21 protein-coding genes and 2 riboswitches are annotated in these 26,833 nt (G+C 47.0%); of the genes, 4 read left to right on the top strand and 17 right to left on the bottom strand.

Going from position 1 to position 26,833, the window contains the following annotated elements:
* Positions 1–1,155 (top strand): phospholipase domain-containing protein (locus tag ABIO93_RS19150; RefSeq protein WP_348070559.1); only part of this gene is annotated, 1,155 nt, incomplete at its 5' end.
* Positions 1,156–1,163: 8 nt separating this feature from the next.
* On the opposite strand, the gene ABIO93_RS19145 is transcribed toward ABIO93_RS19150, so the two are convergent.
* The 13 genes from ABIO93_RS19145 to ABIO93_RS19085 all read right to left on the bottom strand — a co-directional run bounded on the left by ABIO93_RS19145 (position 1,164) and on the right by ABIO93_RS19085 (position 17,790).
* Positions 1,164–1,568, bottom strand: coding sequence for a DoxX family protein (locus ABIO93_RS19145; RefSeq protein ID WP_348070557.1), 405 nt, complete (start codon positions 1,566–1,568; stop codon positions 1,164–1,166).
* Positions 1,569–1,700: 132 nt separating this feature from the next.
* Positions 1,701–2,276: a DUF1572 domain-containing protein gene (locus tag ABIO93_RS19140; protein ID WP_348070555.1), complete on the bottom strand. Its 576-nt coding sequence runs from the start codon at positions 2,274–2,276 to the stop codon at positions 1,701–1,703.
* 51 nt (positions 2,277–2,327) lie between these two features.
* Positions 2,328–2,858, bottom strand: a complete 531-nt coding sequence (locus ABIO93_RS19135; RefSeq protein WP_348070553.1) for a histidine phosphatase family protein — start codon at positions 2,856–2,858, stop codon at positions 2,328–2,330.
* The gene (locus ABIO93_RS19130) at positions 2,843–3,625 is read right to left on the bottom strand and encodes an adenosylcobinamide-GDP ribazoletransferase (RefSeq protein ID WP_348070551.1); all 783 of its coding nucleotides are present in this window, start codon (positions 3,623–3,625) and stop codon (positions 2,843–2,845) included. The genes ABIO93_RS19135 and ABIO93_RS19130 overlap by 16 nt, the downstream gene beginning before the upstream one ends.
* Complete coding sequence (cobT, locus tag ABIO93_RS19125; RefSeq protein WP_348070549.1) at positions 3,622–4,647, bottom strand: nicotinate-nucleotide--dimethylbenzimidazole phosphoribosyltransferase; 1,026 nt, start codon at positions 4,645–4,647, stop codon at positions 3,622–3,624. Before cobT ends, ABIO93_RS19130 begins: the two co-directional genes overlap by 4 nt.
* 6 nt (positions 4,648–4,653) lie before the next feature.
* Entirely contained in the window at positions 4,654–5,160 is a 507-nt protein-coding gene (locus tag ABIO93_RS19120) for a bifunctional adenosylcobinamide kinase/adenosylcobinamide-phosphate guanylyltransferase (protein WP_348070547.1), read from the bottom strand.
* Positions 5,161–5,739, bottom strand: a complete 579-nt coding sequence (locus tag ABIO93_RS19115; protein WP_348070545.1) for a cob(I)yrinic acid a,c-diamide adenosyltransferase — start codon at positions 5,737–5,739, stop codon at positions 5,161–5,163.
* Positions 5,740–7,788, bottom strand: a complete 2,049-nt coding sequence (gene cbiB / locus ABIO93_RS19110) for an adenosylcobinamide-phosphate synthase CbiB (RefSeq protein ID WP_348070543.1) — start codon at positions 7,786–7,788, stop codon at positions 5,740–5,742.
* Complete coding sequence (locus ABIO93_RS19105; RefSeq protein WP_348070541.1) at positions 7,767–8,789, bottom strand: aminotransferase class I/II-fold pyridoxal phosphate-dependent enzyme; 1,023 nt, start codon at positions 8,787–8,789, stop codon at positions 7,767–7,769. Before ABIO93_RS19105 ends, cbiB begins: the two co-directional genes overlap by 22 nt.
* A 6-nt stretch (positions 8,790–8,795) precedes the next feature.
* Complete coding sequence (locus tag ABIO93_RS19100; RefSeq protein WP_348070539.1) at positions 8,796–10,247, bottom strand: cobyric acid synthase; 1,452 nt, start codon at positions 10,245–10,247, stop codon at positions 8,796–8,798.
* Between the two features lie 23 nt (positions 10,248–10,270).
* The gene (locus ABIO93_RS19095; RefSeq protein ID WP_348070537.1) at positions 10,271–12,100 is read right to left on the bottom strand and encodes a magnesium chelatase subunit D family protein; all 1,830 of its coding nucleotides are present in this window, start codon (positions 12,098–12,100) and stop codon (positions 10,271–10,273) included.
* A 36-nt stretch (positions 12,101–12,136) separates the two neighbouring features.
* On the bottom strand, positions 12,137–16,417 hold the full coding sequence (gene cobN, locus ABIO93_RS19090) for a cobaltochelatase subunit CobN (RefSeq protein ID WP_348070535.1): 4,281 nt from the start codon (positions 16,415–16,417) through the stop codon (positions 12,137–12,139).
* The gene (locus tag ABIO93_RS19085; protein WP_348070533.1) at positions 16,414–17,790 is read right to left on the bottom strand and encodes a cobyrinate a,c-diamide synthase; all 1,377 of its coding nucleotides are present in this window, start codon (positions 17,788–17,790) and stop codon (positions 16,414–16,416) included. Before ABIO93_RS19085 ends, cobN begins: the two co-directional genes overlap by 4 nt.
* Positions 17,791–17,957: 167 nt before the next feature.
* Positions 17,958–18,094, bottom strand: a riboswitch (cobalamin riboswitch).
* 102 nt (positions 18,095–18,196) lie between these two features.
* Positions 18,197–18,421: riboswitch (cobalamin riboswitch) on the top strand.
* Positions 18,422–18,527: 106 nt separating this feature from the next.
* Between ABIO93_RS19085 and ABIO93_RS19080 the strand changes: the two genes are divergently transcribed.
* Positions 18,528–20,732 (top strand): TonB-dependent receptor, encoded by a 2,205-nt coding sequence (locus tag ABIO93_RS19080; RefSeq protein WP_348070531.1) that lies wholly within the window; start codon positions 18,528–18,530, stop codon positions 20,730–20,732.
* Positions 20,733–20,759: 27 nt separating this feature from the next.
* Here the strand turns inward: ABIO93_RS19080 and ABIO93_RS19075 are convergent, their stop codons facing one another.
* Both ABIO93_RS19075 and ABIO93_RS19070 read right to left on the bottom strand, forming a co-directional pair.
* On the bottom strand, positions 20,760–20,948 hold the full coding sequence (locus ABIO93_RS19075) for a hypothetical protein (RefSeq protein ID WP_348070529.1): 189 nt from the start codon (positions 20,946–20,948) through the stop codon (positions 20,760–20,762).
* 9 nt (positions 20,949–20,957) lie between these two features.
* Positions 20,958–21,446 (bottom strand): GNAT family N-acetyltransferase, encoded by a 489-nt coding sequence (locus ABIO93_RS19070; protein WP_348070527.1) that lies wholly within the window; start codon positions 21,444–21,446, stop codon positions 20,958–20,960.
* 144 nt (positions 21,447–21,590) lie between these two features.
* On the opposite strand from ABIO93_RS19070, the gene ABIO93_RS19065 reads away from it, so the two are divergent.
* On the top strand, positions 21,591–23,894 hold the full coding sequence (locus tag ABIO93_RS19065; RefSeq protein ID WP_348070525.1) for a hypothetical protein: 2,304 nt from the start codon (positions 21,591–21,593) through the stop codon (positions 23,892–23,894).
* Here ABIO93_RS19065 and ABIO93_RS19060 read toward each other — a convergent pair.
* Together ABIO93_RS19060 and ABIO93_RS19055 are read right to left on the bottom strand one after the other, a co-directional pair.
* Entirely contained in the window at positions 23,880–25,115 is a 1,236-nt protein-coding gene (locus ABIO93_RS19060; RefSeq protein ID WP_348070523.1) for a sigma-70 family RNA polymerase sigma factor, read from the bottom strand. The two genes, ABIO93_RS19065 and ABIO93_RS19060, sit on opposite strands and share 15 nt — an antisense overlap.
* Before the next feature lie 57 nt (positions 25,116–25,172).
* Entirely contained in the window at positions 25,173–25,514 is a 342-nt protein-coding gene (locus tag ABIO93_RS19055) for a YciI family protein (protein WP_348070521.1), read from the bottom strand.
* Between the two features lie 140 nt (positions 25,515–25,654).
* Between ABIO93_RS19055 and ABIO93_RS19050 the strand changes: the two genes are divergently transcribed.
* Positions 25,655–26,827, top strand: coding sequence for a DUF748 domain-containing protein (locus ABIO93_RS19050; RefSeq protein WP_348070519.1), 1,173 nt, complete (start codon positions 25,655–25,657; stop codon positions 26,825–26,827).
* Positions 26,828–26,833: the final 6 nt, after the last annotated feature.

Raw genomic sequence — 26,833 nt, 5'->3', positions numbered from 1 at the left:
CCTTATATTGTTCCAAATCCTTACAAAGAAAATACCGGCAAAGTATCCGCAGGCATTGATCCAAAACTGGACTTCGCAACGCGTGACCAACAGACCAATCCTTCGTCAGTAGCGAGTAACATTCGCGAGGGCTCCATCGGGCTCGGATACCGTGTGCCTATGATCGTAGCGTCGCCTTGGTCGCGCGGCGGATTTGTCAATTCAGAGGTATTTGATCATACTTCATCATTGCAATTCCTTGAAAATTTCCTGGAAAAGAAGTTCAACAAAAAAGTAAAAGAAGAAAATATAACACAATGGCGTCGAACGATCTGTGGTGACCTTACTTCTGTTTTCAGGCCATTTAATGGTGAAAAAATAGAGAAACCCGCATTTCTGAAAAGAGAACCTTTTCTTGAAAGCATTCACCAGTCACAATTCAAACAAGTCCCTGAGAACTTCAAGAAACTGACTGCCGCTGAAATCGAGGAAATAAATAAAGACCCTGAGAAATCTCCTTATTTCCCCAAACAGGAAAAAGGTATCCGCTCGGCATGCGCATTACCCTACGAGCCTTATACAAACCTGCATTTTGATCAGGCCAAAAACAGTATCGCATTGTCATTCAAGGCTGGGAACAAGGTTTTTGGAAACAAAGCGACCGGTTCGCCGTTCCGCGTTTACGCCATGAACCCTTACCAGAATGATCCGCTTCGTGCATGGGATTACAGCGTAGCTGCCGGGGATATGTTGCAGGATGAATGGAAAATCGATGATTTTAAAAATGGAAACTACCACCTGCGGATTTACGGGCCCAATGGTTTTTACCGTGAATTTTCGGGAAATAAAACCAATCCATTGCTGCAAATCACCTGCAACTACGAAGCGTCCGGATCTTCCAAACTGACTGGGAATGTGGTGGTAACGATCCAGAACAATGATTCAAAATCCCATACAGTTACGCTCGCAGATAACAGCTACGAAACCGGAAGCCGCAGCAAAATCATTGCCGCCGGCGCCAAAACGAACATTACCTTGAATCTAAACAAATCATTCAACTGGTACGATTTCAGCCTAAAACTAAAAGGCAACGAAGCCTACGAAGAACGCTTCGCAGGCCACGTTGAGACAGGAGCAGTAACTAAGACCGACCCGTTAATGGGTGGTGTTGTGTAGCTTTGTTGTTACTTTTCAAAAGGAATCAGCTTCCGCAACTTCTCATCACGAAGGTACAATCCTGCCCATACGAGCACACCGAATGTAAGTGCGAAATAGAGTGGCTGTCCTGCCCGGACCATGATAGCGATGGCGCCGCCGAGGTAACCTGTCAGTAGAATCGCCCCTAAAATTGCGGTGCGTGGGATGATGTAAAGTATCGTGGCAATGAGTAGCACGATGCCAATGCTCTGAACCTGATCCACCGGCCAGCCCAGCTGCGCCGAGCCTTCGATAGAATGTGATTCTTTGATGATTTTCATAATGGCGTCGAATAGCAGGAACAGAATGCACAGTGCGCTGATGATTTTTCCGGCCAGTAATCCTTTGTTACTTTGGCTTTTAACAGTTTGATTTGCGAATGTAGCTTCCATGATGGTATAGGTTTATAAGTGTTTTGGTTGATTAACTTGACATTACAAAACTAGCCTATACAAAAAGGATACATACTGTGTGATTCCGGCAATATCAGGGGGCGATTACGACATTCGGGTACAAATCCACCATTACTTGTTGTAGTCGCCTCGTATATACTCGTCAGTGAAATGGGTCTTGCCCTTAGGTTTTGCAAATTTATCCGCATTGTATTTTCCGGAATCGCCGCGCGGAATCGATAGCGAAGTCCATTGGTCATTCAAAACCATTTTACCAATAAAAACGATCTGTCCGACGTGGTAAGGATAATGTGCCAGCTGACGGTTAATGGCCTCCGTGACCGTATGGCCCTGGTTTCTGATATAAACCAGTTGGTTAAAATTACTTTCATTCAGCGAGTCCAATGCTGCAAAAAGACAGTTCCAGCCCTCGTTCCACTTCGCTAGTAACTCCGCCCGGTCGCTGATATCGTTTTCAAACTCGCCTTCCCGGTCACGCCATTCTTTTTCTCCGTCGGTCGTCAGGAAATCCGTCCAGCGCGACAGCATATTCCCCCACAAATGCTTGACAATGGTAGCTATACTATTGCTTTCTTCATTGTAATTCCAAAAAAGCTGCTCGTCAGTAACCTGGGCGATGGTTTTGTCACCCAGCATTTTGTAATACTCAAATTGTTTCCGAACACTTTGCAGATAATCGTTTTCCATGGCTGCTCAATTTAAAGGCTGAAAATTGAGGTTCAAATTACAAAACGCAGATCAGGAAGTAAATGGCTTAACTACTATCACTTCTCCATAATGTACTTTGATGTCAAAAATATCCGTCAATGCAATGTTCCTCACGCTCGCTAGCAACAAACGGATCACTCCCGCGTGTGTGACAATGCACACGCGAGTATGTGCTTGGGTGAGTAACTCATTCCAAAATTCCATGACCCGGTCACGCATCTGCACCATACTTTCCCCGCCCGGCACGCATACAGTCACATAGTCATCCATCCAGCATTGCAAAGCCACCTGATCGACGGTGTCCCAAGTTTTCCCCTCCCATTCTCCAAAATCCAGTTCCTGCAGACGGGTGTCGATAATAAAATCCGGACTTATTTCCTTCGCCAGTTCCACACAACGGAATGCGGGGCTGGAATAAACCACTTCGAAATGCTCAGGAAGTTGACGCATTACCACTGCCAGCTCGTCAGGAAAGGTATCGTGTAAAAGCAGCTCTTTTCGACCGTAAATAAGGCCGGGCTCTAAAACCGGGGTCGTGTGGCGGATCAAATATACTTCCACAATGCGACTATAAAGAGGTAAAATCCAGTCTCACTAACCTGCTGAATAGCCCCCAGGCAATCGCCGGTATATCCGCCGATCCATTTTTTGAAATAACGGCTCATGAAAAATGTAATGGTGCCAAGGAAAACCAATGCTAATAACACCAGCGGTTCCTGTTTGGAAAATGCAAGCAGTATCAATGGAATAACGCCAAAAAAGCAGGCTGCTGTTAATGTGAGCCAGCTGGGTTTTTCAGCCACAGGTTTGGCCTTGCTATCGTTAGTATCGCGTGCGTAATTTTGAAAAAAAATAACAAATGTGGGCATCAGACGACTTACGGAATGCCCGGCCACCAGTAAAAGTACCAATGCAGCCTGGTCTCTGACTGCCAGGATCTGTAATAGCGAGAATTTGAATGCAAGAATCAGTACTAAGCCAGTGGTACCATAAGTTCCGAGGCGGCTGTCCTTCATGATTTCGAGGATCTTTTCCTTTGTCCAGCCTCCGCCGAAACCGTCGCAAACATCAGCCAAACCATCTTCATGAAATGCGCCCGTTGTCAGTATCGAAGCTGTCAATGAAATCAATAGGCCCACGGTCACGTCCGTAACATACAATCCGCCCAGCCAGGCGACTCCGGCAATCATTCCGACGATCCAACCAATAAAAGGCAAATACGCCGTTGCAGCGCTAAGGTTTTCCGGCTGGTAGGCGACCCATTTCGGTACCGGAATTCTGGTGTAAAATTGTAATGCGGTAAAAAAAAGCGTTATCTGCCGTTTCATGATGATTTATTGCTGACCCCTGCGCTTTCAAAGCTAGCCATTTCATCGAAAAAAGCCACCGCGCTGGCCAGTATCGGGTAAGCCAGCGCGCAGCCGGTTCCTTCTCCTAGTCGTAAACCCAGCTTCAAAATCGGCTCAGCTTCCAATGCCTGCAATAATAGCCTATGCCCCTTTTCGTCAGACTGGTGACAGAAAACAGCATTAGTTTTCACAGATGGAAACAGCTGAAGTGCACATAAATAACTCGCCGAGGCGATAAAGCCATCTACCAAAATAATCATGTCCTGCCTGGCAGCCTCCATCATCGCACCGCACATCATCGCGATCTCAAATCCACCAAAAGTTTGCATCACAGTCACCGGCTCGTTGCCTGCATGTTGATGTACTTTTAATGCTTCGCTCAATATCGATATCTTTTGTGCCAGCTGCTGGTCGTCCAATCCGGTACCTCTGCCTACGCAATCTTCAATGGGTATAGTGAGCAATTTACTCATGATCAACGCAGCAGAAGAGGTATTACCGATTCCCATTTCCCCGAAACCGATCACGTTACAGCCAGTTGCTTTAACCTGCTGCACCAATTCAGCACCTTTTTCAAAACATCTGCTGCATTCCTCCGCGGTCATCGCGGGCTGTTCCAGAAAATTTCTGGTGCCATAATTGATTTTCGCGTCAATCAGTTTTTCGCTCTTTTCAAAATCATAATCGACACCCGCATCCACCAGCAAAAGCTGAATGTCATGCTGCCGGGTAAACACATTGATCGCCGCGCCTCCGCTTATAAAATTGAGCACCATTTGCGGCGTCACCTCAGATGGATACGCGCTCACGCCCTTCGCCGCAATGCCGTGACTTCCTGCAAACACAATGATGTGGGGATTTTCCAGTTTTGGAAACAATGTATTTTGAACCGAGGCAATTTGAAAAGCCAGTTTTTCCAACATCCCCAATGCGCCCAACGGCTTGGTTTTGTTGTTTATTTTTTCAGAGATTTCTGTCGCTATTAATGTATCTGTTTTCATGGCGTATTATTTTTTAAGAATTAATGGCAGGCCTGAAACCATAAAAACAGCTTCCCCTGCGAGTGCCGCGACATATTGGTTGGCCCAGCCCTGTAAGTCTGTAAATTTCCGTCCAACCTCGGTTTCCGCGTGAACACCCATTCCTATTTCATTGGAAATGATAATGAATGTGCCCTGCATCTTTGCTATGGCATTTATTTCGGTTTTAAAAGCCGCCAATGCACTGTCTATGTCCTGATCGTGCGCCATAAACAGGCTGGTAAGCCAAAGTGTAACGCAATCGATCACAGCAGTACGACCAGTCAGCGGAAGCAGGTGCAGGTCCTGCTCACATTCAAACAAGGCCCATTCCGGCCCGCGCTCCTGCCGGTGACGTTCCACTCTTTGACCAAAATCCTCATCCCAAATCCTTGCCGTGGCCACGTACACGGGGTCGCTACTTTTCTCCAAAGCCAGCTCCATGGCATACCTGCTTTTCCCGCTTCTCGCCCCACCTGAAATGTAAATAATCATCTACTCAGCCGTTTTAAAGCGCTTGTACAGAAACAATTGCCACTTCTCTTCCGCCACACCAGCCTTGTCCATTTCAGCACGTGCCAGTGTAAAAAATAAGTCCGATAAACGGTTGATATAGGCAGGTATCGCCTCGTGTACTTCGTCCGTTTTGATCAATGAAACCAGTCTGCGCTCGCCCCGTCGCATTTGCGTGCGTGCTACATGGCATAGTGCCGAAACCTCATTTCCGCCCGGCAACAAAAAGTAATCGGAAGGCGAGGTCATGGCGGTTTCCAACTCGTCGATCCATTGTTCGCAAAATTCCGCCCCGTCCACCGGCATCGGATTTTTGTTCTCTTTTTTGGCGTCCGAAGGCCTCGCCAAATGCGACATCATATCCATCAGGTCTTTCTGGATTTTATGCAAATTGGGTTGCCAGGAATGATCATTACCCAGCTTCACCCGCAGTACCCCAATGGTAGAATTGGCCTCATCGAGCGTTCCAATGCATTCGATCCGCACATCATCCTTGCTCACGCGGCTGCCGCCGAACAATCCGGTCGTTCCTTTATCCCCTTTTTTGGTGTAAATCTTCATTCAGTTAATTGGTTTGTAGTATATCAATTGATGTTCCGGCAGCAACTCCGGATGCAATATTTTGACCAGATCCGCCAGTACCAGATGCGGGTTCACAGCACCCGACTCCCAGTAATCATTGGCTCCCTGCGCATTGGTGCGGTTGTGATAGCCGTACACTTTGTTGGTTTTAAATGCCTTAAAATCAGCATATCGAACGTCCTTCGCCAAAATATCCTGCCTGGTTTTCAAATTCCCAATGCTCACATTCAGCCAGTAATCAGCCTGTAAAGCCACCGGGTACACGGTTTCAAAGCTCAACGGCAAACTGCCTGTCGCTTTGGTATCAGCCCAATGATACGTAGCTCCCGCATCTTGAAAAAACCTGTTGGCGTAACTATTCCCATTCGGTACAAACCACGCGTCTTTGGAATTCATGCCGGTGATCAGGCTGGGCTTGTTTTTGGCTTTTTGAGCAAGGGCAGCAAGTCTTTTGTACTCTTTTTCAACTGCCATAAACTTCTGATTCACCAATGCTTCCCTATTCAAAAGAGCGGCGAGCAGCTTCACCCATTCTGCACGGCCCAGCGGCGTAGTCTCCACCCATTCCGAATTCACCATCACCGGTATACCCGCCTGATTCATAGCCTGGTAGCGGGCCATTCGCGTTACCGGGCTGCCGGTAGCCATGATGAGATCCGGGTGCATACTGATCAGCAGTTCCTCATTCAGCCCCTGTTCCTTCCCCACCTCTGCGATTTTACCGGCACCAATCCTCGCCAATACCTTCGCCGAAGACACGTATTTCAGGTTTCCCATACCTGTCAAAACCTCCTCGGCTTCGAGAAAACCAACCAGACCAATGTGCAGCGACGACATCACAACCAGGCTGCGTACCGGTATTTCAATGATCTGACTGTCGGAAAATCCACGGGGTCTGGGCGTACCGCGCTGCACGAGTACGAAAGTGGCGGTATCGATGGTTTTTTCGAAAGGACTTACTATTTTGACCGTTTTATAATTGCCATGATAGGCGATGGAAAAGCCATTGGCGTGGTTGATCTTCACTTTTTCAGGAAAGAGATCCGCTACTGCCGCTGCTGCATCGCCTTTTTCGTAAATAGCAGACGATGTGCTACAAGCTGCCAGCAAGCCCATCATTAACAAAAGAACAGCCGTCAGACAAACTTTGTGATTGATACTGCTCACACGTCTGATCTCGTCGCTCTGGATCACCCGTTCCGTTTCACCGATGTAGGGTTTCTCAACTATTTTTCCATGGTACACGTTAGGCCCCCCAAAACGGCAGTCCAGGATACCAGCCAATGCAGCTTCCGGGTAGCCAGCGTTGGGGCTTTTATGCTTGTTTCCGTATTTAAGAATTGCTTTCCAGCCTCTTCCGCTGGCAGTCAGTAGCACCATTAAAACGGCGGTGATGCGCGCAGGGATAAAATTGGCGACATCGTCTAGTCGGGCGGGAAATTTACCAAACCATTCATAGTGATCATTACGGTAACCCAGCATCGAATCCATCGTATTGATCATCTTATAGGCCATCATTCCGGGAACCCCGCCGATCGCGTAGTAAAACAAAGGCGCAACGACACCATCGCTCAGATTCTCCGACATCGTTTCAAAAACAGCGATCCGTACCTGATTTTCAGTCAATTGTGAGGTATCCCTACCCACGATGCGGGCAAGTTGTTGGCGTCCTTCATTCAGGCCACGGTTCTGCAAAACTGAAAACACCTGCTGCCCCTCTGCAATGAGATTTTTATTGGCCAAACCGAAGTACACAAAAAGACTGTTGATTAACCAAAATAGTCCTGAATACTTCCTGAGCGCATTATCTAACACTGTAAAGAAAAGAAACACCAAAACTACCAATGCGACGGAAAGCAACATTCCCTTGATAAACGGGAAGCGTCCATGGTTCAAAAACCGCTCTCCGGCTGCTATCAGATTACCGAAAACGCGTACCGGATGTGGCCAATGATCCGGGTCACCGAGCCAGAGATCCAGCAGGTAACCAGTGAGCAGAGGTGAAATCAATAATATAGCGTTTTCCATTCCTCCAATGCTTTGATCAATAATCGATTATGTTGAGAACTCAATGTAGCAATGCGAAAATGCTGCCTGTTCAGACTTCTGAAATTTGCCGCGTCCCGGATGAGGAGCTGGTGATTATTCAGTAAAAATTCTTTCAGCTGCCGGGCACTTTTGACCATTGTTTTTCCAGTAAAAAAATGAGTACTGCTGTCTTCAATCGCGATGGCATCGTTTTCCCGCAATTCCCTGACGAATGCATCTTTGTCGGCCATTATCTGCTGAATAGGCAACTGAATGTCTGGCCAATTTTCAAAAATGAATGTACCCGCAGCAGCAGCCAGCGCGTTCACGGTCCATGGAGGTTTAATGGCCATCAGCCGATTGATCATATCTTCATGTGCGAGCAGGTAACCTAGCCGCAGGCCCGGGATCGCGTAAGTCTTGGTCAGTGAGCGCATCAGGATCAGGTTTGGGTAACGTTGTACGAGCGGGGCAATGGATTTTAAGTCCAAAGTAAAATCGATGAATGCTTCGTCTACTACGAACACGCAATGCGGGTTCAGTTTCAGCCAGTATTCCAGGTCTGGAAAAATCTGTCCGGTGGGATTGTTCGGATTGCAGATAAAAACCAGGTCGGTTCTCAAAACCGGTAATTCCAATGCTTCCTTCCAGTTCAAAAACGTGACTTCATGATCAAAAATGAGGCAGGAATCTTCATATTCTGAAAATGCAGGGATAACAATGGTTGATTTCTTACCAGTGAAAAGTTGCGCGATCAGATAGATACTTTCAGCTGTCCCATTGGAGGCAATCACCTCATTCACAGCACATTTATGGTGCAGTGCAATCTTTTCGCGCAAACTTTCCGAAACCACTTCCGGATAACGATTGACGTGATTCCACCTCTCAAAAACATATTCCTTCATCCCTGCCGGCTCTGCCCCGTACCAGACGTTGGTGCTGAAATCGGCAAGAATTTCCCTCCCGTACTTATATCCATCATCTCCATGCCCGTGCAACATTTCGTCTTAGTATTGTAAGCTTTTGTAAATCAACTCCATATCTATATTCTCCCGGATCAGATCCGCCAGCCGGTCGTATTGCGTTTCTTTAAACCTTTGAAAATCAAATATTTTATCAGAAATTTCAGTAGTGTAAGGCGCTAGTACGTCTTCAATGACCGCACCATTGTCCAGGATACCGTGCAGGTAAGTGCCCCACACCTTGCTGTTTTGATAATAACCATCCTTTCGGCCATCGCTCAGCATCGCAACGGGCGACTGCTCTTTTATAAAATAGGTTTCACCCATGTGTATCTCGTATCCTGTACAGTTTTCGCCGTTTTCCCGGAACGTAAACTGGCGTTGCAATGTGGTTTTTTCACCTTGCAGAATGGTTGTAACAGGCAAAATTCCAAGTCCCGGAATCTGTTCAATCTCTCCTTCCACATGCAGCGGATCTTCAATCGTTTCGCCCATCATCTGGTAGCCACCGCAAATACCAATCACTGTTTTTCCAGCCTTGTAAACTTCGGTAATGGCCCTGGCCACACCATTATTTTTCAATGCGAGCATATCGGCAATGGTATTTTTACTTCCGGGAATGATCACAATGGACGCTTTTGAAATCTCCGCTGGATCATTGGTATAAAATAAATTGACCCTCGGATCATTTTCCAATCTGTCAAAATCGGTGAAATTGGAAAGACGGGTCAGCAGAATGACGGCTACATTCACTTTTCCCTCCACCGCGGTACGGTATTTGGATTCCAAAGAAACAGAATCCTCCTGTTCAATATGGATGTCGCGAAAATAAGGCAGAATGCCCGCCACAGGTAGCCCGGTAAGTTCTTCAAGCATCTTTTTCCCTTCTTCAAACAACCGCGCATCCCCTCGGAACTTGTTGATGATAATGCCTTTCATGCAAGCCTTTTCCTCTGCGGTGAGCAAAGCAATGGTCCCATATATACTTCCGAACACACCGCCCTTGTCAATGTCCGCGATCAGGTAGGTAGCGGCTTCGGCGTGGGTGGCCATACGTAGATTGGTAATGTCCCGGTGTTTCAGATTAAGCTCCGAAATGCTCCCGGCCCCCTCCATCACGATGGGATTATACTGCGCCGCAAGACGATCAAATGACTGTTTCACGGCTGCAAACAATTCGTGTCTGTCATTCGCCATGAAATACGAGTAGGCCGACTGATTTCCAATGGGTTTGCCATTCAAAACGACCTGTGACGACTGGTCACTGGTAGGCTTCAAAAGCACCGGGTTCATATCCGACAAACAAGGTATTCGGGCAGCTTCGGCCTGTACTGCCTGCGCGCGCCCTATTTCCAGTCCTTCGGCAGTCACATAGCTATTGAGCGACATATTTTGCGCTTTGAATGGCGCTGGTTCGTACCCGTCTTGTTTAAAAATCCTGCAAAATCCGGCTGTGATGACGCTTTTACCAACATCCGAACCAGTACCAACAAACATGATGGGCTTTAATTTTTCACTTATCATCTGATTATTCTGGTTTTGATCAAATGAGTCAGATTTTCCGAAGAAAGCTCATCCAGGGACAAACATTCAGCTCCCAGCGCGGATGCAAGCTCCTGCGCTTTTCCAAATCTGAGGTATCCGGTTTCGGTATCAATAACGAGTGCACGAACCGATTTTTCAGCCATTTGGGAAGCCACCAGCAACACTTGCCGCCATGGATCGCCACCACCCGGCAATGGTACATTGGCCTTTCCATCGCTCAGTACCACGAGTAATGGTTGCAAATCCTTCGCTTTTTCATAAGATTTCAGTACTTCCGAAGCGAGCAGCAACGCGTGCGACAATGGCGTGCGGCCTCCGGTCGGCAGAAGGTCCATTGAATCCTCAGCGTCATTAATGCTATTGGTGGGTTCAAGCAAAATAGTGGCCTCCACGCCCCGAAAAGAGATTAACCCGACCATATCTCTTTCTTGATAAGCGTCTTTCAATAAGCCCAATATACATCCCTTCACTGCTTCCATGCGCTTGCCCGCAGCCATGGAACCTGAGGCATCCACGACAAACAGTATCAGGTGGCCCGCTTTGCCGTTTTTTACTTTTTGATGCAGATCTTCATTCCGGATCATGAGGTGATCGGGGTCGCGCATGACGGCATGCAGGATCGTTTCATTAACTGCCAGATTGTGAACAGTATGTGTTTTTTCAGCCCGCACCTGAAAACCTCTGGAAGTTTCTAACGCCTTTTGACTGCGACCATTTACCAATTCAGGAATGGTGATCGGCTGCTCGCTTTTTAGGGTCGGTACTACCGCTTCTTTATCACTGCCAAAAACCTTTTCATCGGCTATCTCTGGGCAATTACCCTCACCACATTCTTCGGAATCCTTATTTTGTCCAAGATCCTGATTTTCCTTCGGCTCGCTTTTCTGCTGGTCAGTTTGATTGTTAGGATTAGTTTGAGATTGCTTTTTGCCCTGTCGGTGGTTGAGTACTAATTCGGCTGCCTCGCGGATATCTTCGGCAGTAACATTCAGTCTACCCGCCCACGCCGCCAGCGCGGTTGCCGTTTTAAACATAACAATATCTGCCCGTAAGCTACTGACTGACCGCTCAATACACAACTGACTGATTAAAGTAAGCAGCCCCTCCGGCATTTTCACGGAGGGTAATAATTGCTGGGCTTTCAGTATTTGTGATTGTAAGGTGAGTTGTGCAGCTTGCCATTGAGATACAAACAGTTCCGGCCCGCTCTCAAACGCGATCCTTCTGCGTACCACTTCCACCCGGTCGACCAGGTTCATATGCCCTTCTACCTCAACCATTAATCCAAAACGATCCAGGAACTGTGGACGCAGATTACCTTCTTCCGGGTTCATCGTCCCAATTAACATAAACCGCGCAGGATGGCTTTCAGAAAGCCCTTCCCGCTGCACCGTATTGATGCCGGAAGCAGCGACATCCAGTAAAATATCCACCAAATGATCGGCCAGCAAATTCACTTCGTCAATGTACAGTATGCCCTGGTGGGCGCTGGCGAGCAATCCGGGCAGGAATTTTTTCTTCTTTTCGGAAACAATGGCTTGGAGATCAAGGCTTCCCAAAATCCTGTCTTCTGAGGCGCCCAATGGCAGATCGACAAAAGGTACAGTCATTTTTTCTGTTTCAAAACCCTCTTCCTGCGATGTATGGGGTATAATGGCCGACAGACCTCGTACCGCCGTCGTCTTGGCCGTCCCTTTTTCACCTTTGATCAGCACGCCCCCGATAGCAGGATTGATGGCACACATTAGCAGCGCCTTTTTCAACTTCTCCTGTCCGACTATGGCGGAAAACGGGTACAAATTCATGTTTGTTATTTTTTCAATTCAATAAAAATTCACCTCCTAATCTGCCCTGGATTCCAGTAATTCCTCACTTTTCAGGTACAGATCTTTCAATTCCTGCAATGCTTTTTCCGACGGATTTTTCCACAATTCCCTTTGTACCGCTTCCAGTAACCTTTCCGCAATGGCCTGCAATGCCCAGGGATTACTTTCCGCGAAAAACTGCTGCATAGCCCCGTCCAGCGCATAGGTTTCGGCTACTTTCTCATACATCCAGTCGTCCACCACATTGGCTGTGGCATCATAGCCAAACAGATAATCGACGGTAGCAGTCAGTTCCAATCCGCCTTTATATCCATGTTTTTTAATGCTCTCGATCCATTTCGGATTCACAACACGGGAACGAAAAACCCGCAATGTTTCTTCTTTCAAATCCCGCACGACCGGTCGTGATGTATCGTGCGAATCGCCAAAGTAATGCTTGGGCTGACGGCCCGTGAGATTGCGGATCGTAGCGATCATTCCGCCATGAAATTGCAGGTAATCGTCGCTGTCGAAAATGTCATGCTCCCGATTGTCCTGATTATGAAGCGCGACCTCCACCCCGGAAAGCCGCTCTTTGAACTCGTTCCGGGCATCGATGCCCTGCACATTCCGGGTATATGCGTAGCCGCCCCAGTTCACATAAGCCTGGGCGAAATCTGCGTCCGTATGCCAGTTTTTTTCATTGATTAATGGTAGAATACCCGCTCCGTAACTTCCCGGCATCGAACCGAAAATGCGGTAAGCAGCCCGTTCTTCTGCTTCTTCGACGGACAACTGGTTATCTTTTTGAAGCTCCGTTAACTCTTTTAAATAATGCTTTCGAATAAAATTCTGCTCTACATTTTCATCGAGCGCAATCGCCATTTGCACCGCATCGTCCATCAGATCAATCAAATGCGGGAAAGCGTCCCTGAAAAAACCACTGATCCGGGTTGTCACATCAATTCTTGGCCGACCCAATTCTTCCAGCGATATGATTTCCACACCGGTAATTCGTCTGCTTTCCGCCTGCCACACCGGACGTACACCGAGCAATGCAAGCACCTCAGCCACATCATCCCCGTGGGTACGCATGGCGCTCGTGCCCCAGATACTGATCCCGACGCTTTCCGGGTAACGTCCCGTTTCCTTGTAATGGCGATCCAGCACTTCTTTCGCCAGCTGCTGCCCTACCTCCCACGCCGCCTTCGATGGCAGTACCCGTGGATCGACCGCGTAAAAATTCCTTCCCGTGGGCAGGATATGCGCCATCCCACGCGTAGGCGCACCGCTCGGCCCCGCAGGTACATACCCGCCTGAGAGCCCGTGCAGGAGATTTGTTATTTCCTCATCGGTTTTGGCAAGATTAGGAAGCAATTCATGGCATACAAACTCCATGATACCGCGAATACAGGTCAATGCAGGCTCGGTTGGAATCATATCCAGTGTTTCGTAAAGAACCTGATCCAGTTTTTTTATATCAAAGCCATGACGCGCCAGCAGCCTGAAAAGATGGTTTCCAAGTTCAGCAAGTACTTCGAGCGCATCCGCTGAGGTGACCACTGGTCTTCCTGCCAATGACTGAAAATGCTCAGAAACAGCTTCCAGTTTCTCTCCTTTATGATCGAGCAGCGTGTTTATTTCAAACTGAAAAAGTGTTGCGAGTTCTCCCTGCAAACCGGGAACATTAGCATTAGGCAGCCTGGTGAGCGATTGCAGCATATCCACCAGCGCATCGTCCTGGGGCATTTCGCCTAATGTGTGCAGCCCGTTACGGATCTGCGCGGCACCCAGTTCACACAAATAGCCGTCGATATCTTCGATCAAATGCGCAATGTCCTTCCCATCCATTTCGGTGAGACTAACCGGAACACCCTCGGGCGTCATCTCATCATCCCAGTCGTGTTTATGATCGCCGTGGACGCGGCTGAGCATGGCCGCGAGATCGGTATCCAGGTTAGTTTGTTTGATCAATTCCCAGATTTGCCTTTGTAACAATGGCAATTTGGCCGGATCAAGGCTTTCTACCTGATAATATTCGTCTACCAGCTGCGTCAGTTGAGCGAGTTCGCCATAGCTGTCCGCAGAAGTCATGGGCGGGGTCAGGTGATCGATAATAACCGCATGTGCGCGGCGTTTTGCCTGCGAGCCTTCGCCCGGATCATTGATAATGAAAGGATAAAACAATGGCAAATCGCCTAAAAAAGCATCTGGAAAACAGTTTTCCGACAACCCTATACCTTTGCCCGGTAGCCATTCCAATGTTCCGTGCTTGCCAACGTGCACAATCGCATCGGCACGCCAGCTATCCCTGAGCCAGCGATACAATGCGTGGTAATGATGGGTCGGTGGCAGATCCGGCTGGTGGTAAATGGCGTCGGCATCCATCCCGTACCCACGCGGCGGCTGTAATGCTACAAACGCATTGCCCAGATCGAGTCCGGCAAGTGCAATATTGTTTTCATGCACATAGGTTTCTCCCGGCGCCGGGCCCCATTGCTTTGTCATTTTTTGTTGCAATGCAATGGGCAACTCCTGAAACCAGTCTGTATACTGTTTCGCTGAAACACGACCAACAGCATTAGCAAGCTGATCCAGCGTCAGGTAATTTTCGTCGTACGAACAGCGGTCTATCAGGGTATGGATCAATTCTGTCCCGGTGGCAGGCAGGTTATTGATCTGGTAACCTTCGGCCTGCATGGCATGCAGCATGTTCATGAGTGAAGCAGGAGCATCCAGTCCGACGGCATTTCCGACCTGGGATGCCTTGGTATTGGAATTGGTAAAAATGAATGCTACCCTTTTTTCTCTGTTTTTTAAATGCCTGAGTCTTGCAAAACGTACAGCGAGGCCGGTTACCCGCTCAATCCTGTCGTCCAGCGGTTCATAGCCTCTTGTATCTTTTCCCTTTTCTTTGAATGAAACAGGAACGGTGATAATGCGGCCGTCAAATTCAGGAATCGCCACATTCATAGCCGTATCCAGCGGATTAAGTCCCCGGGCAGACGATTCCCACGGACCGCGGCTCATTCCGCTGGTAATGGCCTGCAAAATCGGAACGTCCAGGCCTGTCAATGCCTCGGCGGGTTTGCTGATGGTACCGGCTGGTTGAATATCGGTAATGGCAAATGAAATGGTATTGATCAGTACGTCAAAGCGAAACCTGGATGGGATTTCGAAAAATTCGAAGGCAAATGGTATGCCGGTTTCAGGGTTTGCGGCTTTCAATGAGGAAGTAAAAACGGGCAGCACATTGACCCCCAGGTCTTCCAGCGACCTGATCATCGCATTCACAAAGCTGACATTTCCACTGATCCAATGTGCCCGGTAAAAAGTGATCCCAATGATCGGCAGCGCCGGGTTATAATATTTCAACCAATCGGACATGTCTGCATTTTCTGGCAGATCAGGATGGTAAATACCATGTTCTGGGAGATTCAGAGGCGATTCGGCCCCAAAACCGGTCAGTAACAAGTGATCCGATAGAAAATATAACAGTGATAAGAAGTTGTTATAACCCCCTGCCTGTAGGTAGGCCAATGTTTCATGCAGGATTGCTGGGGAAACCGTAGAAACGGCTGCAAATTCCGGGTTCAGCTCGCCAGTTCCACTGACCACGATCAGATGCTGCTGCCTTTTTTGAGCAAGACTAACAAGTTCTCCAAAACCAGGAATGCTACTGAGTCGCCCATGAATGCGGACAATGATAATCTGGGCCTCGGCCAATTCCCTTTGAAGCAATTGCTCCATTTGCTCCTCACTTTTAATAGCGAGCAAACTAATACCCAGTGTTTTGGAAAAATCATCCGGCAAGAGCTGCATCGTGCGGTTCAGCGTAAGCAGGTCTGTATCGGCATGCGTCAGAAAAACAATCCCTTCGGACGGCAATGCAGTTTGAGCTGAAATAGTCGCTGTTTCTGAGCCTTTCCAGGTATAAAATTGAAAAACATATTCAGCCAGATCGGACGGCGGTACCAGGTAGCGGTCCGCCTTGACCATACTTTCGAGATAATCAAAGATCGCGACGATTTGCCAGTCGTTGTTAATGGAATGGAACCAAACCGAATGTCCGTCGAACAGTAATGTCACCACATTAGCCAGCGTACAGGGGCCCAGGCAGCCTCCTTTCGTCATATGCACTACATTGCGCAGCTTTCTGCGTAGCCATTCGCTTTTGTAAAGTTCTACCGGAACCGGTGCATAACCTCTGTCTACCCGTCCGCAGCAGCAGGCATTGTAGCAATAGGATAAATGTCCCCGTCGCTGCACCAGGTTTATCGCCTTGCCATCCGACCGGGTAACGCGCTGTCTTTTCATTTTTCGGTTTTTGGCTGTGCGTTATCATTCCGTGACTCGCTTTCAGCATCAATGGTTGTTAAAAGTTGCTCAATAAATTCAGGCTTGTCGCCCCAGTACAAGTGTGTATAGGATGCGAATGTATTTTTGGACCGGTACATTTTCGTGTCCACTGCTATTCCTTTTGCATTGGTAAGCGTGGCCGGCACAGCTTGAAGCCTTTCATCCGATATTTTGGAATAGTGAAACTCATGCCCGCGTACCTCCCTGCCATTCCAATGCATGATCCTGTATCCCAGGGTCATTTTTGCATTTTCCATGGAGGTATGGCAGTTTAAAACGCCGGTCATTGGGAAGCTTTCACCTTTGCTGTTGATCAAGGTTTTGGCGAGATACATCAACCCGCCACATTCGGCATAAGTCAGCCCGTCGTTGCTGCAATAATGATGTATACTTTGGCGCATACTTTCATTGTCTGCCAATGTTCGGGCAAACAATTCAGGGTAGCCGCCGGGTAGGTAAAGAAGGTCTGTTTCAGGCAAATCGCTGTCATGCATGGGACTGAACCAGGTTATTTCGCCAAATTGGGACAGTACCTCAATGTTTTGATGGTAGGTAAATGAAAATGCTTCGTCACGGGCAATGGTGATTCGCAGCTTCTTGCCAGTTTGAACAGGTATGCTTGCTGGTGGTTCGTTATTGACAAGAACCTGATGACGGGTAATTTCGAGGAGCCGGTCGAGATTTACTGTCAACGGTATCTGCTCAGCTAGCTTTTGAATGATTGCTTCGTAGTCAGTTTCGGCCGATATATGCAGTCCCAAATGTCGGGAAGGAATGCTCAGATTCCTGTTTTCAGGCAGATACCCCAGTGCTTCTACACCAGCATCTTCACATGCATCTTGTAAAAACCGGTAATGAGAAGCCGTGTTGACAAAATTGAAAATGACGCCTGCTACTCTGATATTTTTATTGAAATTTTTGAAACCATAAATCAACGGAGCCACCGAATAGGCCATTGAACGGGCATTAATGACCAGTATCACCGGAATGTCCAGCAATTCCGCAATGGCTGCGCTGCTTCCTTCCATTCTGTCCGCCCCATCGAACAGACCCATTACGCCTTCGGTCACCGACACATCAGCCCCGGCGGAGTAGTGCCTGTAAATTTCCTTCACATGCTCCCCGGAAGTCATAAAGGTGTCGAGATTGATGCTTTGCGTCCCGGCAGCGGCAGTGTGATGGATGGTGTCAATGTAGTCCGGGCCGCATTTGAATGGTTGGACCTTTAACCCTCGCTCCCCCAAAGCGCGAAGCAACCCCAACGTAATGGTAGTCTTGCCGGAATTGCTGGAAGGCGCGGAAATCAGGAAATGGGATGGATGTTCGGACATTCTTTAAATCTTTAAACCGATTTAAAGCTCTTTCAGTACTTTGGCAGCGTCCGCGAAAATGAGGGGAGAATAGAAAGGATTTTCAGGACGAAAAGATCATTCTGAGATCAGAAATGAGGTATTTCTGAAAAATTATCCAAACCAGACTAAGCTTCAAACCGCGAAAGCGTTGTCAACATGGAAAAGGTAGGTTTCCTGACTTGTAACTACCTTGCGGTGTTACTTACAGTTGCGCGACAGCTCGTGATTCTCACACGATTCCCCTCTAATGCATTAAATGCAAATCCTTTTCCTGTTGGAAAAATATTGTAAAGAACTTGTTTGGTCGTAAAGGTAAAGGATATTTCAAATTATAACCGTTTTTCACTCAATTCAAAAATTCACTTCCCTCTCTCGCAAAATAAACTAGCTTTGCGCTTTCGTTGGTTTGCGCCTTTGGCGCGATTAAAAGGGAATCCGGTGTGAATCCGGGACAGTACCCGCTGCTGTAAGTTCATTAAAAAAGTTTTGGCATGAATGTCACTGGGACTTGGTGTGAATGAGACGACAAGTTTCAAAATTCACTGCATAACCCCGGGAAGGCGCCAAATTTGAACGAGTCAGAAGACCTGCCAGTTGAAAATATCCGGTTTTGCTTTCGGGAAGAAAGGTAAGAGGAATCTGGCAGGCTGCATTGCGGTCATTGTCTTCTCCTGCATTTTCCCGTGAGTTTATTTTAAAATTTACGAGGACTTACAATGCTCCATTACATTAACAAAACAAACTTTCGAGGGTTTTCCGGCCGCAAGGCAATGCTATCGCTTGCTTTCTCACTGACTGCATCTATCGCTCATTCACAACAAATTACCACTGATTCCACAGAAGGCAATGCTTTGGATCCGGTAGTGGTAACGGCTGCGCGGACCGAAACAAAAAAGGCGACGATTGCTCAAAAGCTTGATGTGATTACCAAAGACGACATTCAGATGACACCAGCCACCGATCTTACGGATATTGTCAGAAAAATATCTGCCGTAGATGTGATCCAGTATCCTAATCTTTCATCTGGAATCGGTATACGGGGCTTCCGGCCTCAGTTTTCGGGTCTCAATCAAAGAACTTTACTGCTGATAGACGGTCGTCCGGCGGGTGCTACCAATTTATCCCAGATCAACCTGAATGGTGTGGAGCGCATAGAGGTTTTAAAGGGGCCGGCTTCCTCACTTTATGGATCCCAGGCGATGGGCGGGGTTATCAATGTGATCACTCGAAAATCCAGAGGTGATACCCATGGAAATGGTTTTCTGGAATGTGGCAGCTTTCAAACATTACAAGCGGGACTAAATGCAGGCGGGAACCTCACCAAACGGTTCGACTACGACGTTTCCTTTGCTTATTTTGAAAGATCAAAAGATTACAAGATCGGAAAAGACAACTGGCTGAGGGACTTGTCAGGATATACCAGTGCACAAAAGAACTATACCGCCCAGCCCATTCAAAAAGTAGACGAAACCGTTGATGACGGCGCGAAAAGACCATTTACCCAACTTCATTATTACTCCGGGGCCTTACGATTGGGTTATCAGTTTAGCGAGCAATGGCGTATGGATGTTCGCGGCGAGAAATTCCAGGCCAGGGACGTTGAATCGCCGGGTGAAATAGCATCAGGGAGTATAGAGGCTAGTAAAAAGGACATTGACCGCGCTACTCTGGAAGTGTCCGTGACCGGCGCGATCGGTAACCATTCTCCTACTTTTAAAGTTTTTACGTCAGAAGAAAATACTGCTAATTACACGCTGAATGTGTCTGGAAAACCAGTTGTCCCGTTTCGTTCCGCACGTGGGCATAATGCGTGGCGCGGTGTGCAGGTGAAGGATGTCTGGAAAATGGGAATGCATTCTTTGGTTTTGGGATACGATTATCTCAATGCAAGTACCATCAGCAGGCGGTGGACCAACGATACGACAGAACGTGCCCCTACCCAACCTGAATATGCTATTATTTCTTCCGCATTTTACGCACAGGCGTTGCTGAACTTCGGAAAACTCGCCGTACAGCCTGGGGTACGGCTTGATAACATTACTTTTGATGTGCGCGAAACAGCCTTACTGCCTACTTACAAAGCCGGAAAAAAGAGCAATCCATTCACGAGCCCGAGCCTGGGTATCACTTACGCGCTGACATCTTTCCTGCGGGCGAAAGCAACGGTCGGCCGAGCATTTGTGACCACGGATGCGTATAGCGTGGCGGGTTATAATGAAATACGCGATGCCAAGGGGCGCATTGCTGTCACTACGGGCAATCCGAATCTCAAAAACGAAAGTAGCCTGAGCTGGGACCTCGGATTGGAGTTAAACAAACCCAAATCCGGCATTTCAGCAGGAATAACTTATTTCTCGACACAGGTTCAAAACCGGATCGCAAAGATCATCAAAACGGTGAATGAGCCTCTGCCTAACCTGGACGTGATTGTATCACGGGCGACATTCGTCAATGCTGCAGAAGCCAATATTTCGGGCATTGAAACTGCATTGGCATACGATTTCGGAGCGGCCAGTGACGGGAGATATTCATTGAAATTTTTCTGGAACGGCACTTCCCTACTTAAAGCGAAGGAGGTAATCGTCGGAACGGATGCGTCGGAAACAACCCGCCGGATTCAGAATGTGGCGCGTAATACTTTCAATTACGGCATTGAATACGATAACTTGAAGTGGCTGCGCATCCGCTTGTCGGGCCGGAGTGTAGGAAACCGGACTGACATCGACTATACCGACCCGATCAACCCGGAAATTGAATATCCGAACTATATGGTGCTAGACTTTACGGCAGCATTCAAAATTACCAGCCAGCATTCGATTTCTCTAAAACTAAGCAACCTGACTGACGAAAATTATTACGAAAAAAGAGGATATAATCTCCCAGGGCGGGCGATTGCTGTGAGGTATGATGTTAGGTTTTAGCAGATACCAAGAGCAACTCTCATATACCTATTTTGCTATTTTGGAAGAACTTTTCTTTTTCGCCAGTTCTTCTTTACTTCTGGAAGCCCAGTCACTCATTAATTTAACATCCTCGGCAGAACGCACGCCATTCCAAACCATCATTGGTCCATCACAGGCTTCGTCTTCCAAGTCCGGATTATTTTGAGTGTTTTTCTTTTTGATTAATGTGTCCATTTACTAAAATTAAGAATTTTTAAAGTAGTAGTCAATTAATTTTTGCGCATTATCAGACTCGATTACCATTCTTAGCCCAAATATCGATTTGGCACCCATTCGTTGATAATAAGGAATCAACCTGTTTTTTGCATCAAAATAAATGTATCCGTCCATACCGTGATCCGTCGAAAACTTACAACATAATGCAATAAGTGCTTTCCCTATTCCACTGTATAACGGGGCACCACGCTTATTGAAACGGCTCGTTTCCATGTTAGCACATTCCAAAATTCCGGGTGTTGGGCGAAACGCTACTAAACCCTGGACGGCGTCCGGTTCATAATAGACAAACATTTTGTAAATGATGTAATCTTCATGTAAGCTGAGAAAGTCGAAGTCGAACAAGTCCGTACATCGCTTGATTTCTTCCTTTGTTGCAGGAGCCGCGATAGCATTGCATTTCTGGCCGGAAGTATTAGATGTGAAAGCTGATGTTAGTGTGTATATTTTATTCATAAAGTCGAAATTAAGCAGAAAAAATAAATGAGCAAGGAGCGAATGTATTCCTTTCGCCATTTAGTCAATCACAATTATTTTCCCTCCCGCAAACCCATTATAATCCTGCTTTTATGATCTTTGCGGTGATTTAAATCGCCATACATGGATCTTCATTACTTTTCAGAATCGCCTTTTCAGGTTCAGCTTTGCTTTGGTCAGGTGATCGAAAACCTGGAAAGATCTTCGATTGATCCTGGTAACCCTTTGGCGGAACGTCACAAGAGTTTGTTAGCAGAGGCAGCGAAAGTCCCGGAGCTCAAAAACGGCATTACTGACCCTTCGCAGATAAGCGACAACCTGGATCTCATCCATGACATCATGGCTGATTTTTTTCCGAAAGGACTTACCTTGAACGAGATCAAGGCCGTGAGTATGCCTTATTCTGGCTTTATATTCAACCACACTGAGCGTTTTAAAAATATTTTGAATGCAGCAGGAGATGATTTTGATATCAACATCAGGGATTTTGATGATCATCAGTTTTATATTAGCAGCTGCTGTCTGATTTTGTTGCAACATTATAATGTAAACCTGGATTTCAGCAGGCCACTTTTTTACGACATTCCCACCGCAAACGGCCTCATCAAACATTACAGGATCCTGTACAACGGAGATTTCATAGAGATCCTTCCCACAGAAAAAGCTGTGACGCTGACCGAGGACGACATTGACTTACTCAGAGACAACTACGATAACCTGGCCCTTTGGAAAGAAAAATTCCCGGCACGAAGCTGGATTGTGAGGGGATTCGCGATCATGACTTTGTACGATGCCACGGTGGAAAGCGCGGTTTCCCTGCTCAAAGAAAAGCTGCTGGGCATCAATACGATCGATTTCAGGCAAAGCATTTATTCTATTTTTCAGTCCATTTACCGGATACCTGATATTGAAATTGGCTTTACCGTCTTTAACCAGGAAGAAGGAAAGTTCAGCCCGGATACATTTGGTCAGCAATTGCCCAGTTTTATCTTGTTCAACACCCATAAGGTGGATGTGAGGCAAATCCTATGCGACCAGTCCTATGAAAGGCTCATTGTAAAAAAAGCGTATTTCAGTATTTCTGATACCGCCGAATTTTACGCTCAAAACCCGGCAAGCCCGCTGGCTGCGACGTTTTTATCCCAGGGTATACATAGTTTTATCCTTGCGCCTATCGTCAAAAACGACTACCTGTACGGCATACTAGAAGTGGTATCGGTCAGACCAAAAGAACTGAATGCGATCAATGCCAATAAGTTAGCCGTTGTCATGCCGTTCCTCACGGATACGATTGAACGACTTGCGGCTGAGCTGCAAAATCAGGTACAGGCCGTTATTCAGGAAAAATTTACAGCTATTCACAGCAGCGTTTACTGGAAGTTCAATGCCGAAGCCCAAAAGCTGATCCACTACCGCCAGCTTGGCGAAGCTTATGAACTAAAAGAGATCATATTTTCGGAAGTACATCCTTTATATGGCCAGATTGACATTAAAGGATCTTCCGAAGCCCGAAATGCGAGCGTGCAGAATGACCTGAAAAAGCAGATCACGACACTACTGTCTCTGTTAGACGGAATAGAAACCAGGACAAAACAGACCGGTATATTCCAGTCTGAAAAACGCAAGCTCAGCAACTACCTCACTGACCTGACTATTTCGCTGAAAGCCAGCACGGAGCAGTACGTCAATAGCTATGTCGAAAATTGCATTCATTTACTTATCAAGGAAATAGCCGATCCTGATTGCACTGCGGAAATTGACAAGTACCTGAAAGAAACCAGTAAGGAAACCGGCGATTTCCATGCTTCCAGACGCAGATATGAAACGACCATTTCGATCATTAATGATAAAATGGCCAGGATCATTGACCATGGTCAGGAACAGGCGCAGACCATCTTTCCGCATTATTACGAAAGGTTCAAGACCGATGGCATTGAGCATAATCTGTACATTGGCCCATCCATTTCGCCCGGACAGCCGTTTGACACAGCCAAACTTTCAGAGCTGCGACTATGGCAGCTTGCCACTTTGTGTGAAATGGAAATTGCACATGCTGCACTAAAAATGACGCTCCCCTACCCGCTCGACGTCACCACGCTGGTCCTTGTTTACCATTCCACGATCGACATTCATTTCAGGCTGGACGAAAAACGTTTTGATGTGCACGGAAGCTACAATGCACGGTATGAAATTGTCAAAAAACGCATTGACAAGGCTTTTGTGCGCGGTACCGACGAGCGGATCACACAGCCTGGCAAAATTGCCATTGTTTATTCCAGTCCAGCCATTGAAGAGGAGTACATGGGTTATATTCAGATTCTTCAAAAACGTGGATTACTAAGCAACCTGGTCGAAAAATTAGAAGTTGAGGATTTACAGGGCGTATCTGGTCTGAAAGTCCTGAGGGCGAGCCTATACCGAAGCTAGCCTCGCAATTTTCTTTTCAATGATGCTCTGATCCGCCTTCGATTTTGCCATGGACAGGGACGTCCGGAAATGGGTTTCCGCTTTGGAATTATCAATATCCGTATACAATTCCCCCAGCAGTGAATGGTACAGATGATTGCCCGAAAGGTCCAGCTTTTCAGCTTCCATAATCGCCATTTCCTTGCCTCTCGCCTTGGAAAGGGCATAAGTCCGGTTCAGCGCGGCCATGGGCGAGTACTCAATCAGCAGTAATTGATTATAAAACTGCAATATATTCTGCCACTTTTCAGTCGTATCACTTTTAATGGTATGCCAATACGCAATACCGGCTTCCAGGTGGTACTTGGAAAGCTGGCTACCTTCCGAAGCCTGGTTTAGAAAATACTCCCCCGTCCGGATCAGTTCCTCATCCCAAAGCGCCTCATTCTGATCTTGATACAGGACTGTTTCACCATCTGAACCAGTCCTGGCCTCAAATCGCGAAGAATGGAAGCACATGAGTGACAGTAATGCATTCACGGCTGGCTGGTTTGTCTTTTCGTTTTCGAGAAGCAGATAAGTAAGCCGCATTGCTTCCAGGCACACGTCCTTTCGCAATGTTACGTCTCGGCTCGCTGCATAGTAGCCCTCATTGAAGAGCAGGTACAGTGTGGTAAGCACGGTTTCCAGCCGTTTTCCCACCTCAGATTGGCCAGGAAATTCGATCTTCACTTCGTTTTGCCTCAGCTTTTCCTTTGCCCGGAACAGTCGCTTGTTAATGGTTTCTTTGTTAGTCAAAAAGGCAGCTGCAATTTCCCCGATTCCAAAACCGCACAGGATATGCAGCGACAAACCGATCTGCGCCTCTGCCGGGATCGAAGGATGACAAACCGCAAACATCATTTGCAGCTGGCTATCCGCAATATTCTGCTCCGACAAATCAATGTTAATTTCCTCACTATCAAAATGCTGGTTATCGATCTGATTAATGACCTTTTGGTTAAAAAGCTTATCCCGGCGCAGGTAGTCCTTCGCTTTGTTTTTCGCCACGGTGTAAAGCCAAGCTACCGGATTTTCGGGCAGACCCTTTATCGACCAGCTTTCCGATGCCAGCAAAAATGTATCACTCGCAATATCCTGTGCGATCTCGATGTGTTCCAAACCAAAAAGTTTGCTGAGTACAGCAGTTATTTTCCTGTACTCAGTCCTGAAAAGATGTGGTAGTAGTTCAGTTTGTTCCATTGATAAAAAAGCCTTTGCAAAATACAAAGGCTTAGGAAATAGTTTGAGCAGCATTGTTTACATCACGACAATCTCGCGCACCTCCACATTACCGCCAGCCAGCAAAATGGGGCACCCTTTTGAGATTTCAGCCGCATCGTCCAGCGACTCCGCACGGATGAGGGTGTAGCCGCCGATGGCTTCCTTAATTTCCATGTAGGGGCCGTCGGTTACGACCTGACTTGCATTCACCACTTTCCCGGCCGGGTTGAGCCGGTTACCACGGTCGATCAGCTTGTTTTGGGCAGCGATCCCTCCCATCCAATCCATCCATCTTTGCATAGAAGCCTGCATTTCTTCTGGTGATGCAGTAGTTGGAGCGTTGGCACTTGATCTGAAAATCAATAGAAAGTCTTTCATTTTTATAAAAGTTTGATGGTTAAAATCGAATGACGAACGCGGAATCAGGAATTGGACAAAAGTTGACATTTTTTTTTCAAACAAATTGAATATTCCCGACTGGTATGATTTTTAGCACTTTCCATTTAAAAATAAATCTAATGAACAACCCTCGTCACAGATCGAAGAAGAGAAGGATCGCAACATTTTTTCTGGCCCTGGTGGCACTAATTATAGTCGTCCGGCTTATCCTGCCTTATGTCGTCCTGCATTTTGCCAACAAAAGCCTGGCGAATATGAATGGTTATTATGGTCATATAGAAGACATTGACCTCTCCATTTTACGCGGCGCTTATAAAATTGATAGTATTTATCTCAACAAAGCGGATACCATCACTGGTAAGCAAACACCATTTTTCGCCTCTTCGGTCATCGACCTTTCCGTTGAATGGAAAGCTTTGCTGAAAGGATCCATCGTCGGTGAGCTGGTTTTCCAAAGGCCTTACCTGCTTTTTACAAAAGATAAGGTAGAACCCAAAGAGATCCTCAAAGATTCGGCAGATTTCCGGAAAGTGCTGGACAAGTTCATGCCCCTGAGCATTAACCGTTGCGAATTGAGGAATGGAAAGATTCAATTCAAGGATCTAAGTACTACCCCACACGTTGACATTGAAATGACGGACCTGCACGTAGTGGCCCAAAATTTAAAAAACAGTTACGATTCTTCCGCAATTCTTCCCGCTACGATCAATGCGACGGCGCACGTGTACGAGGGGCAGCTGCGGATGGACGCTAAGCTGAACCCGCTGGCCGACGCACCGACATTTGACATGAGTGCTGAACTCAAAAACACCAATCTGGTCAAATTGAATGACTTTTTTCAGGCCTATGCTAAAATTGACGTGAACAAGGGGCGCTTCGGACTTTACACGGAAGTCGCTGCCAAGGACAAAGCATTTGCTGGCTATGTGAAGCCATTGATTCAGGATCTTGACATTTTAGGAAAAGAGGACCGGAAGGATAATTTATTCCAAAAACTGTGGGAAGCGGCTGCCGGAGGTCTGGGCGAAATTTTCGAGAATCAGCGTAAAGATCAGGTAGCGACCAAGATACCTTTCAAAGGAAGCCTCGACGATCCCAAAACAAATATCTGGCTTGCGATCACGAATATCATGCAAAATGCATTCATTCACGCCATTCAACCATCCATTGACAATGAGATCAACATTGGATCAGTGAAGGCGCAAAAAAATGAAAAGAAGACTTTTTTACAAAAGATCTTCTCCAAGGATGATAAAAAAGACAAAAAGGATCAGAAAAAAGATAAGAAATGAGTCGCC

Origin of the sequence: Dyadobacter sp. (assembly GCF_039919315.1) — a bacterium.
GTDB lineage: Bacteria > Bacteroidota > Bacteroidia > Cytophagales > Spirosomataceae > Dyadobacter.
Note: the sequence above shows the minus strand (reverse complement) of the source record. Positions and strands in the feature narration are given on the sequence as shown.

What these genes read in the sequence shown, in the direction of transcription:
- ABIO93_RS19145 (WP_348070557.1), bottom strand. Translation starts at nt 1,568, where the DNA reads ATGGAAGCTACATTCGCAAATCAAACTGTTAAAAGCCAAAGTAACAAA.
- ABIO93_RS19140 (WP_348070555.1), bottom strand. Translation starts at nt 2,276, where the DNA reads ATGGAAAACGATTATCTGCAAAGTGTTCGGAAACAATTTGAGTATTAC.
- ABIO93_RS19130 (WP_348070551.1), bottom strand. Translation starts at nt 3,625, where the DNA reads ATGAAACGGCAGATAACGCTTTTTTTTACCGCATTACAATTTTACACC.
- cobT (WP_348070549.1), bottom strand. Translation starts at nt 4,647, where the DNA reads ATGAAAACAGATACATTAATAGCGACAGAAATCTCTGAAAAAATAAAC.
- ABIO93_RS19120 (WP_348070547.1), bottom strand. Translation starts at nt 5,160, where the DNA reads ATGATTATTTACATTTCAGGTGGGGCGAGAAGCGGGAAAAGCAGGTAT.
- ABIO93_RS19115 (WP_348070545.1), bottom strand. Translation starts at nt 5,739, where the DNA reads ATGAAGATTTACACCAAAAAAGGGGATAAAGGAACGACCGGATTGTTC.
- cbiB (WP_348070543.1), bottom strand. Translation starts at nt 7,788, where the DNA reads ATGGAAAACGCTATATTATTGATTTCACCTCTGCTCACTGGTTACCTG.
- ABIO93_RS19105 (WP_348070541.1), bottom strand. Translation starts at nt 8,789, where the DNA reads ATGTTGCACGGGCATGGAGATGATGGATATAAGTACGGGAGGGAAATT.
- ABIO93_RS19100 (WP_348070539.1), bottom strand. Translation starts at nt 10,247, where the DNA reads ATGTTTGTTGGTACTGGTTCGGATGTTGGTAAAAGCGTCATCACAGCC.
- ABIO93_RS19095 (WP_348070537.1), bottom strand. Translation starts at nt 12,100, where the DNA reads ATGAATTTGTACCCGTTTTCCGCCATAGTCGGACAGGAGAAGTTGAAA.
- cobN (WP_348070535.1), bottom strand. Translation starts at nt 16,417, where the DNA reads ATGAAAAGACAGCGCGTTACCCGGTCGGATGGCAAGGCGATAAACCTG.
- ABIO93_RS19085 (WP_348070533.1), bottom strand. Translation starts at nt 17,790, where the DNA reads ATGTCCGAACATCCATCCCATTTCCTGATTTCCGCGCCTTCCAGCAAT.
- ABIO93_RS19080 (WP_348070531.1), top strand. Translation starts at nt 18,528, where the DNA reads ATGCTCCATTACATTAACAAAACAAACTTTCGAGGGTTTTCCGGCCGC.
- ABIO93_RS19075 (WP_348070529.1), bottom strand. Translation starts at nt 20,948, where the DNA reads ATGGACACATTAATCAAAAAGAAAAACACTCAAAATAATCCGGACTTG.
- ABIO93_RS19070 (WP_348070527.1), bottom strand. Translation starts at nt 21,446, where the DNA reads ATGAATAAAATATACACACTAACATCAGCTTTCACATCTAATACTTCC.
- ABIO93_RS19065 (WP_348070525.1), top strand. Translation starts at nt 21,591, where the DNA reads ATGGATCTTCATTACTTTTCAGAATCGCCTTTTCAGGTTCAGCTTTGC.
- ABIO93_RS19060 (WP_348070523.1), bottom strand. Translation starts at nt 25,115, where the DNA reads ATGGAACAAACTGAACTACTACCACATCTTTTCAGGACTGAGTACAGG.
- ABIO93_RS19055 (WP_348070521.1), bottom strand. Translation starts at nt 25,514, where the DNA reads ATGAAAGACTTTCTATTGATTTTCAGATCAAGTGCCAACGCTCCAACT.
- ABIO93_RS19050 (WP_348070519.1), top strand. Translation starts at nt 25,655, where the DNA reads ATGAACAACCCTCGTCACAGATCGAAGAAGAGAAGGATCGCAACATTT.